This window comes from Bradyrhizobium sp., assembly GCF_049691595.1.
GTDB lineage: Bacteria > Pseudomonadota > Alphaproteobacteria > Rhizobiales > Xanthobacteraceae > Bradyrhizobium.
On the sequence record NZ_JBAVNZ010000456.1, the window covers coordinates 1 to 8623 of the forward strand.

General features: G+C 63.2%; 8 protein-coding genes, 1 tRNA gene and 1 pseudogene. 5 read left to right on the forward strand and 5 right to left on the reverse strand.

Annotation, left to right across the window (positions count from 1 at the left end; all coding sequences use genetic code 11):
• Window positions 1-187: 187 nt before the first annotated feature.
• Window positions 188-264: transfer RNA gene (locus tag WCE35_RS19225), tRNA-Arg, on the reverse strand.
• A 133-nt stretch (window positions 265-397) separates the two neighbouring features.
• Here WCE35_RS19225 and WCE35_RS19230 point away from each other — a divergent pair.
• Window positions 398-1477: an LLM class flavin-dependent oxidoreductase gene (locus WCE35_RS19230; protein WP_424594909.1), complete on the forward strand. Its 1080-nt coding sequence runs from the start codon at window positions 398-400 to the stop codon at window positions 1475-1477.
• Between the two features lie 25 nt (window positions 1478-1502).
• A complete protein-coding gene (locus tag WCE35_RS19235; protein WP_424594910.1) occupies window positions 1503-1832 on the forward strand; it encodes a hypothetical protein in 330 nt (109 codons plus the stop codon).
• 28 nt (window positions 1833-1860) lie between these two features.
• On the opposite strand, the gene WCE35_RS19240 is transcribed toward WCE35_RS19235, so the two are convergent.
• Both WCE35_RS19240 and WCE35_RS19245 read right to left on the reverse strand, forming a co-directional pair.
• Window positions 1861-2265, reverse strand: coding sequence for a YccF domain-containing protein (locus tag WCE35_RS19240; RefSeq protein ID WP_424594911.1), 405 nt, complete (start codon window positions 2263-2265; stop codon window positions 1861-1863).
• Window positions 2266-2422: 157 nt separating this feature from the next.
• Complete coding sequence (locus WCE35_RS19245) at window positions 2423-3385, reverse strand: sensor histidine kinase (RefSeq protein WP_424594912.1); 963 nt, start codon at window positions 3383-3385, stop codon at window positions 2423-2425.
• A gap of 198 nt (window positions 3386-3583) precedes the next feature.
• Between WCE35_RS19245 and WCE35_RS19250 the strand changes: the two genes are divergently transcribed.
• Window positions 3584-4426, forward strand: coding sequence for an SDR family NAD(P)-dependent oxidoreductase (locus tag WCE35_RS19250; RefSeq protein ID WP_424594913.1), 843 nt, complete (start codon window positions 3584-3586; stop codon window positions 4424-4426).
• 118 nt (window positions 4427-4544) lie between these two features.
• Here the strand turns inward: WCE35_RS19250 and WCE35_RS19255 are convergent, their stop codons facing one another.
• Window positions 4545-5921, reverse strand: coding sequence for a cytochrome P450 (locus tag WCE35_RS19255; RefSeq protein ID WP_424594914.1), 1377 nt, complete (start codon window positions 5919-5921; stop codon window positions 4545-4547).
• 234 nt (window positions 5922-6155) lie between these two features.
• Here WCE35_RS19255 and WCE35_RS19260 point away from each other — a divergent pair, with 234 nt between their 5' ends.
• Entirely contained in the window at window positions 6156-7133 is a 978-nt protein-coding gene (locus WCE35_RS19260) for an ABC transporter substrate-binding protein (RefSeq protein ID WP_424594915.1), read from the forward strand.
• Entirely contained in the window at window positions 7130-8116 is a 987-nt protein-coding gene (locus WCE35_RS19265) for an ABC transporter substrate-binding protein (RefSeq protein ID WP_424594916.1), read from the forward strand. Before WCE35_RS19260 ends, WCE35_RS19265 begins: the two co-directional genes overlap by 4 nt.
• Before the next feature lie 31 nt (window positions 8117-8147).
• On the opposite strand, the pseudogene WCE35_RS19270 reads toward WCE35_RS19265, so the two are convergent.
• Window positions 8148-8623 (reverse strand): annotated as a pseudogene (locus tag WCE35_RS19270) (LLM class flavin-dependent oxidoreductase); the annotation flags it as partial.

The following is an 8623-nucleotide window of genomic DNA, read 5'->3' on the forward strand; positions in this document are numbered from 1 at the left end:
CGACCACGCCGGTCGGCGTAGCCACTCTTGGCGCCGCTCATCTCGATCCCGAGCGGACATAGCCGGTTCGCGACTCTCCAATCTGGCTCCGCGCCAAGGGGGTTGTCCGGTGCTCCCGCTACGGTCACGGGGCGGCTCCTGTGTTGCCATCCGAAGGCAAAATCACGGCTTTGCTGACAATGAGCACTGGCGCACCCGACACGATTCGAACGTGTGACCTTTGCCTTCGGAGGGCAACGCTCTATCCAGCTGAGCTACGGGTGCGTCGGGCTCATTTAACCGATTGGCCTGGTATCGGCAACGGCCCTGGTCCCGATTGTCCGGCTTGCCGCAGTCTGTAAACTGCCTTTCCTGACGAAACCGCGCGGCAAGACCGCGCCCCAGGGGAGAAACCTGCATGCGCCCGCTGGAATTTGGCTGGTATCTGCCCACGCATGGCGACACCACGGCCTATGGCCTGGCCGAGGCCCAGGTGCCGGGATCGTCGGAACTCTGCGACCGGGTGGTGCGGGCCGCCGAAGCCGCGGGCTTCGAGTATCTGCTGATCCCGGTCGGGTCGACTTGCTGGGAGGCGTGGATCACGGGCGCGTTCATGGCGGCGCGCTCCTCGAAAATCAGGCCGCTGATCGCCGCCCGGCCCGGCTACATCAATCCGGTGCTGCTGGCAAAAATGATCTCGACCTTCGACCAGATGTCGGGTGGACGCATCTGCATCAATCTGATCGCCGGCCAGAACGAGAGCGAGGTCGAGGCTGAGGGCGTGCGCCACGCCAAGGAAGAGCGCTACGTGCTGATGGAGGAGGAGGTCACGATCCTGAAGGCGCTGTGGACCACGCGGGGACCGCTGCACTTCCAGGGCAAATTCCACACATTGTCCGGCGCCCATATCCGGCCGCGGCCGCGGCAGCAGCCGTTCCCGAGATTCTATCTCGGCGGCGGCTCGCGGCAGGCCTGGGAACTATCCGCCAGACATTCCGACGTGCATCTGTTCTGGGGCGATCTGCCGGAGCGCATCGCGCAAAACATCGCCGAGATCAGGGGCATGGCGCAGGCGCACGGCCGCGAAAACGACATCGGTTTTGGCATGCGCCTGCAGGTGATCTGCCGCGAAGATGAGAGCGATGCGTGGGAGGCCGCGGATCTTCTGGTGCGCCACGCCACCGAACGGCAGAAGCAGGAGATGCAGACGCTCTACAACCGCTCCGAGGCCAACCGGCGCGTGCAGCAGCTCGCCCGCGAGCATGGCGACCTGCTGCTGCCGCATCTGTGGACCGGCATCACCCGGGTCCGTCCGGGCGCCGGCATCGCGGTGGTCGGCAACCCCGCCCAATGCGCGGAAACGCTGCAGCAATTCATCGATGCCGGCTGCCATTCGTTCTGCCTGTCTGGCTATCTGCACGACGAGGAGGCCGAGCGCTTCGGGCGGCTGGTCCGTCCGATCCTCGCCGCGACCAATCGCGGCCGGTGGGCGGCCTGACCCGCGCCAATCGAAGGAGGAATCAATGTCGAACCGCTCGCTGATGTTTCTGGTCGCAGCTGGAATTTGGCTGCAAGCCGATGTCGCTCGCGCCGACGCCATTGACGGGGACTGGTGCTCCACCGACGGCAAGCGAATGTCGATCCGCGCCGAGCAAATCACGACACCGGGCGGCAAGCAGATTTCGGGCAATTACAGCCGCCATGCGTTCGACTACGTGGTTCCGGCCGGTGAAGAGGGTGCGGGAGAGTTCGTCAATATCATCCTGCAGAGCGAGTATCTGGCGCTGTCGCGCCAGGGGCTGGCCGGTGGGCCTTTCCGGGAATGGCATCGCTGCAAGGACACCATTAGTTGAAAGGGATGCGGTCGTATTGCCTCAAGCTCTAGGCCGGAACGATCGCCTTGCCGATCGGCCACAGCGCGATGCCGGCGAGTTTGAGATGCGCCCAGGCGAAGGGGATGCCGATGATGGTGACGGCGAGAACGACCGCCGTGACGACGTGGCCGAGCGCCAGCCACCAGCCCGCGAGGATCAACCAGATCAAATTGCCGATCACGCCGAGCGGGCCGGTGCCGATATCGGATTGGCCGGTCAGGCTGTCGCGGCGCACCGCCTTCCGGCCGAACGGCAGCAGCGTATACGCCGCGATATTGAACGCGGCGCGGGCCCATGGCAGGCCGATGATGGTGATGGCCATGATCACGGCCGCGACCACCCAGCCGAACGCCATCCATACGCCGCCGAGCAGCAGCCAGAGGATGTTCAGCAGGATCGAAACAGGCGGCATGCGATGACTTCGATGTTGGAACGGCAGACGTTCGCGCCAATTCATCCAGGACTGTTTATACGCCTTCGGCGCGCGAGGCGATAGCAAGCCGGAGCAGAAAGACGGTCGAAGGCGCGGGATGGTGCTGGTGCGTTGCGGGCTGAAGCCGCTGGCATCCTCAACTCGCGGGAATTCGGCACTGCATCGTGCAGTGAATACCGCTCTTAAAATAGCTGATCTCGGTCTTGCCATCGAACGGCCGGAGCGCCGATCCAAACAGCTTGGTGCCAAAGCCCGCTTGCCCGATGGTTTCGATTGTCGGCCCTTCGGTCTCATCCCAGATGATGTTGAGCCGATCGCCCGACACCGACCATGACACCTGCAGCAGCCCGCGCGCGGAAGAGAACGCGCCGTATTTGCCGGCATTGGTCGCCAGTTCGTGGAAGATCAGGGCGAGACTCACCGCCAGTTTGGCGGGTAGAAACAACGGATCGCCGTTCAGGCTAAACCGCACATGGCCGTAAGGCTCGAGTTCGGAGCGCAGCAAATCCGTGATATCGGAACCGCTGCCGTCCGCGCGCGCGATCAGATCGTCGGTCGCCGCCAGCGCACGCAGGCGGGGATCGATCCGGTTCCAGATCTGCGGCTGATCCTGCAGCACCAGATGCAGGACGGCATGAATCGTCGATAGCTTGTTTTTCAGCCGGTGCTGCAGCTCGTCGACGACGAGCTTTCGGTACTCCTCTTCCTGCAGCAGGCGTCTCGAAATCTGGCGCTGCTGCGCGACGAGCGTCCGGTAATGCTCGACCCCCCATATCACGATGCCGCAGACCGCCCAGTAGATCGCCAGCAGCGCGAACCGGGCGGCATCAGCCGTGGCGTTGCTGAAATTGACGGTGATCCCGAGCGCGCCTCCGGCGATCGCGGTCAATATCCCGATCCGTAAGCCGCCGAACGCGGTGGCAAAGAACACGGCCGGAAAATACGGCGTGAAGAAGACGTCGGGCCTGATCTGGGCCAGTCCCCACCGCGCCATGGTGGCCAAAACGAGACAGACGAGGGCGAATCCGACGCTGAATGTGGCCGTGGGCTGGGAGAGCCCCTGCCAGCCGCGCCTGAATTCGTTGATCAATTTCATCATGAGGGTTGTCACTTCACGTGATCAGCGAATCCAAAATAAGGCCGAACAGGTGGGAAAGCCGCCATTTTACAGCCTCCAGTGGTGGTCACCGGGCGAGCTTGCATGGAACAAAGCTCGCTTGCGTTGTTCCGGGCGGGCGGGAATATTGGCCATCTGCCAACATCGGCCGATGCAAAAAGATCAAATGGGGATGACGACATGGGACGGCTGGACGGCAAGGTCGCGGTGATCACCGGCGCGACCAGCGGCATTGGATTGCGTACCGCGGAAATCTTCGTCGCCGAAGGCGCCAAGATCGTCATCGCCGGACGCCGCGTTCCGGAGGGCGAGGCGCTGGCGAAAAAGCTCGGCTCCCACTGCGTCTTCCGCCAGACCGATGTCACGGTCGAGGAGCAGATGCGGGCGCTGATCGCGCTGGCGGTCGACCGGTTCGGCGGAATCGATTGCCTGTTCAACAATGCCGGCGGGCCGGCGCAGACCGGCGGCATCGAGGGGCTCGAGGTCGATCGCTTTGACGCGGCGATGGCAACGCTGGTGCGCAGCGTCATGCTCGGCATGAAACACGCCGCGCCTTACATGCGAAAGCAGGGCTCTGGCAGCATCATCAACAACGGCAGCATCGCGGGACGGCTCGCCGGCTTTTCATCGTCGATGGTCTATGGCGCGGCGAAGGCGGCGGTGATCCACCTTACCAAATGCGCGGCAATGGAGCTCGGCGAGGCCAATATCCGCGTCAACTCGATTTCGCCGGGCGCGATCGCCACCGGCATTATCGGCAAGGCGCTGGGGCTGTCGGTCGAGGCCGCGGAAAAAACTCCGGCCGTGATGCGCGAGGTCTACAAGACCGCGCAGCCGATCCCGCGCGCGGGACTCCCTGAGGATATCGCCCATGCCGCGGTGTTTCTCGCCAGCGACGAATCCAGCTTCATCAACGGCCACGATCTGGTGGTCGACGGCGCGATCACCGGCGGCCGCAACTGGACCCAGCAGCAGCAGGGCTATGTGGCGTTGCGCAAGGCGTTCGATCAGCGCGCGGGATAGCAGAAAGTCATGTTCACCACATCAGGCGGATGAGGGCGCACAGCTCACGACGTTTGTCGAATAGATGCGGATCGTGGGCTGGGTAAAAGCGCAAGCGTGCCACCCTGCGCAGTTCGCCTCACACCGGCTTCAGCGTCACCCGCAATCCATCCTTTGGTTTCGGGATCGGCCAGATCTGCCAGTCCGGCGTGTAGCCGGGCTGCAGCGAGACGCTGAGATTCTGCAGGAAATGCCGTGAAAAACATTTCGCCTGCATATAGGCGAAGTGCAACCCGAGACACATATGCGCGCCGCCGCCGAACGGCACCCAGGCGAAGCGATGGCGGTCGCGCTGCGCCGCGTCGGTGAAGCGCATCGGATCGAATTTCTCAGGCTCGGGCCAGATATCCGGCATGTGGTGGGTGAACAGCGGATTGACGCCAACCATGGTGCCGGCCGGGATCGCAAAGCCCTTGAAGGTAAGATCGCGAATGGCGCGGCGCGGGATCGACGGCACCGGCGGCTTCAGCCGCATCGCCTCCTTGAACGCCATCTCCGACAGCGGCATCGCTTCGAGATTGTCGAAGCTCGTGGGTTGGCCGGCGGCGACGCCGAGCCCGTTGACTTCATCGCGCAGTCTGCGCTGCCATTCCGGGTGCGCGGCCAGCGCGCCGATGAAGGAGGTCAAGGACGAGGTCAGCGTGTCGTGCGCCGCCATCATCAGGAAACTCATGTGATCGACGATGTCCTGGATCGAGAGCAGCGCGCCGTCCTCATGGGTGGCATGGCAGAGCTGGGAGAACAGATCTTCGCCGCCGCCGCGGGCGCGACGGAGTGGAATCTGTTGCGAGAAATAGGCCACGATGCGCTTTCGCCCGTTGACGCCGCGCGCCATCGCGGTGCCGGGCAGCGGTTTGCGGATCACCGCGACCGAGGCCGCCACCATGTCGACGAAGGCGCGGGTGATCTCGTCCACCTCGGGGCCGATGTCGGCGCCAAGAAACGATGTCGCGGCGAGATCGAGCGTGAGCTGCTTCATCGCCGGGTAGAACAGCATCGGTCCGGGCTGTGCCTTCCATTGCGCCACGCGTGCCGCGATGCCGGTGTCGAGCGCCGCGAGATAGGATTTCATCGGCCCGGACTTGAACGCCACCGAGAGCGCGCGCCGGTGCAGACGGTGCTCCTCGAAATCGAGCAGCATCAAACCGCGTGGAAACAGCAGGCCGAGAATCCGGCCCCAGCCATGGGTCGACGAAAACTGCCTGGCCTGGTCGAACAGCACCAGCTCGTTGGCCTCGGGGCCGAGCAGGCTGAGGCTCGTCTCGCCGAACAGATGGCTGCGGTAGACCGGACCGTATTTGGCATGCATCCGCTCGACCTGCCCCTTGGGGTCGGCCAGCACCTCGAGCGTCTTGCCGATCAGCGGCCAGCCTTCCTCGCCCGGAATATGCGTGAGCGAATTGCGCTTGGGCGGCGTGAAGGTGATCGCGGGGGAAGCCACACTCTGTGTCGACATCGCCACTGCTCCATCTGGTCGCTATCGCCTCTCGGATTTCTAATTAACTCGTTGTTTCTCCGGTGCAAAGGCTCATCCGCGGGATCGAGCGCCGGGATGATCCGAATCGCGCCACAAAGACGAGAGGCCATGCTAAACCAGCCTATAACAACAGAAGGGCACCGTGCAGAAACTTACGGGAAATAATCTTACCGCCGGCGGTGTTCCCTCAATTGGAGAAAATCAGGGATTTGCATGAAACGTCGCCAATTCATTGCGGGGCTCGGTGCCGCGTCGGCCTGGCCGCTGACGGCGCGGGCGCAGCCACAGGCATTGCCGGTTATCGGATTTCTCAGCAGCAGATCGCCGAGCGAATCCGAAGCTGTCGTCGCCGCGTTTCGCGCAGGGTTGTCAGACACCGGCTATGTCGTCGGCCAGAACGTGGCGATCGAACATCGCTGGGCCGAAGGCCATTACGAACGGTTGCCCGCGCTCGCCGCCGAACTGGTTGGTTTGCGGGTCGCGGTGATTTTGTCAGCGGGTGGCCCGCCGGCGGCACTGGCGGCAAAGCGGGCTACCACGACAATTCCAGTGGTGTTTTCCGCTGCGGACGATCCGGTCGGCCTCGGTCTGGTGGAAAGCCTGAGCCGGCCCGGCGGCAACGTCACGGGCATGGGCCTGTTCAACGCCGCGCTGAGCGCCAAGCGTCTTGGCCTCCTGCATGAGTTGGTTCCGTCGGCGAAGCTCGCCCATCTCGTGAACCCGGCTAATCCGAGCGCTCAATCCGAGGTGAGAGATGCGCAAAACGCCGCGATGGCACTCGGTGTCGAACTGCATGTTGTGAAAGCGAGCACCGATCAGGAACTTGAGGCCGTATTCGAAAGTCTTGTGAGGTTGAGGATCGGCGGCGTTGTCGTGGCCGGCGAGCCATTCTTCGATAGCCGTCGCGCTGCGATCGTTGGTCTCGCTGCCAAATACGCCATCCCCGCAAGCTACGGCTGGCGCGAAAATGTTACGCTCGGCGGCCTGCTCAGCTACGGCACCAGCATCACCGATTCCTATCGCGCTTCCGGCGTTTACTGCAGCCGCATCCTGAAGGGCGAGCGGCCGGCCGATCTGCCGGTCATGCAGCCGACGAAATTCCATCTGGCGATCAACCTGAAGACCGCCAAATCGCTCGGGCTCAGTATTCCCCTAGCCCTGCTCACCGGCTCCGACGAAGTGATCGAATGAGACGGCGCGCCTTCATCGCCGGGCTTGGCGTAACCGCAAGCTTGCCGTTTGCGGCAAGCGCGCAGCAGCCCGACCGGATGCGACGCGTTGGCGTCCTGATGCAGTTTGTGGAAAGCGACAAGGAAGGGCAGCTTAGGGCGCGGGCTTTTCGGGAAGGCCTCGAGGCGAGAGGCTGGTCGATTGGGACCAATCTTCTGGTCGATTTTCGCTGGGGTGTGGGCGATATCGAATGGGCGCGGTCTACGGCATCCGACATGATGAAATTCGCACCCGAGGTGATCCTTGCAAATGGCGATCAGGCAGGCCGGGCGGCGCAATCTGTTTCTCGGACAATGCCAATTGTCTTCATCGGGTCGAGCGACCCGGTCGCCGAAGGCTTCGTTCAAAGCCTTGCGCATCCCGGCGCCAACATGACCGGCTTCAGTACCGTTGAGCCCTCGCTCGGACCGAAGTGGCTCGAATTGCTCAAGGAGATCGCACCGCACGTGACACGCGTAGCAGTTCTTTTCAACCCCGGTAATTCGGGTTCGGTACTTCTCTCCCGCGCTGCTGCCGGGGTTGCGAAAAAATTTGGGCTGGAAGTAGTTGCTGCTCCGGTTCTTACGGCGGAGGAGGTCAGGGCTGCCACGGAGATGGTCGCCAGGACTCCGAACAGCGGTTTCGTTGTTCCGCCCGATCCGACCATCCTCGGACACCGCAAACTGATCGTCGAGTTGGCCGGTGGCTATCGCCTTCCCGCCGTCTATGCCCTGCGCAGCTTTGTCGTCGAAGGAGGGCTGATTTCATATGGCATCAATATCCCCGAACTGTTCCGACAGGCCGCGGGCTATGTCGATCGGATACTCCGAGGTGACAAGCCGGAAGATCTTCCCGTGCAGGGACCGACGAAATTCGAGCTGCTCATTAATCTCAAGACCGCGAAAGGGCTGGGGGTCGAGGTACCGCCGACGCTGCTCGCCCGCGCCGATGAGGTGATCGAATGAGGCGGCGCGGATAATTTTCGCGCCGCGGGTTTCACGCCTTGCGTTTCGCCGCTTCCTTCTGCAGGTCCGGCGCATTGATGGTCGGGATCGCTACCCGTCCGGGGCCGGTGAGCGAAAGCGCCGCGGCGGCCTTTTCGTTCTCCATGATCTTGGCCATCACCGCTTGTCCCGCGCGCTCGAAGATCGCGCGGTTCTCGATCACGAATTTTTGCGACTCGCGCAGTTTGGTCACGTAGCCGTTGATCTCAGGAATCACGTAGCGCGCCACCATGTCCCAGCTGCGGCGGGTATTTTCCGGATTGGCCCAGTCATGCACGAAGCCGACGATGGTGCCGACGCCGCCGGAGACCTCCATCAGGTTCTTGATGGTTTTGACCAGATCGTCCGGGGTGCCGATGGTGGAGGCGGCGCCTTCGCCGCCCGCGGTCTTCTCGACGGCGTCCTCGGGCGAGGTGAAGGGCTGCAGGCCGGGCCGCTGCAGGGTGCCGACATTATATTCGTTGTGCC

Bases quoted from the DNA above. Each gene is read 5' to 3' on its own strand.
- WCE35_RS19235 (WP_424594910.1), top strand. From the start codon at position 1,503: ATGTCGAACCGCTCGCTGATGTTTCTGGTCGCAGCTGGAATTTGGCTG.
- WCE35_RS19255 (WP_424594914.1), bottom strand. From the start codon at position 5,921: ATGTCGACACAGAGTGTGGCTTCCCCCGCGATCACCTTCACGCCGCCC.
- WCE35_RS19250 (WP_424594913.1), top strand. From the start codon at position 3,584: ATGGGACGGCTGGACGGCAAGGTCGCGGTGATCACCGGCGCGACCAGC.
- WCE35_RS19245 (WP_424594912.1), bottom strand. From the start codon at position 3,385: ATGATGAAATTGATCAACGAATTCAGGCGCGGCTGGCAGGGGCTCTCC.
- WCE35_RS19260 (WP_424594915.1), top strand. From the start codon at position 6,156: ATGAAACGTCGCCAATTCATTGCGGGGCTCGGTGCCGCGTCGGCCTGG.
- WCE35_RS19240 (WP_424594911.1), bottom strand. From the start codon at position 2,265: ATGCCGCCTGTTTCGATCCTGCTGAACATCCTCTGGCTGCTGCTCGGC.
- WCE35_RS19230 (WP_424594909.1), top strand. From the start codon at position 398: ATGCGCCCGCTGGAATTTGGCTGGTATCTGCCCACGCATGGCGACACC.
- WCE35_RS19265 (WP_424594916.1), top strand. From the start codon at position 7,130: ATGAGACGGCGCGCCTTCATCGCCGGGCTTGGCGTAACCGCAAGCTTG.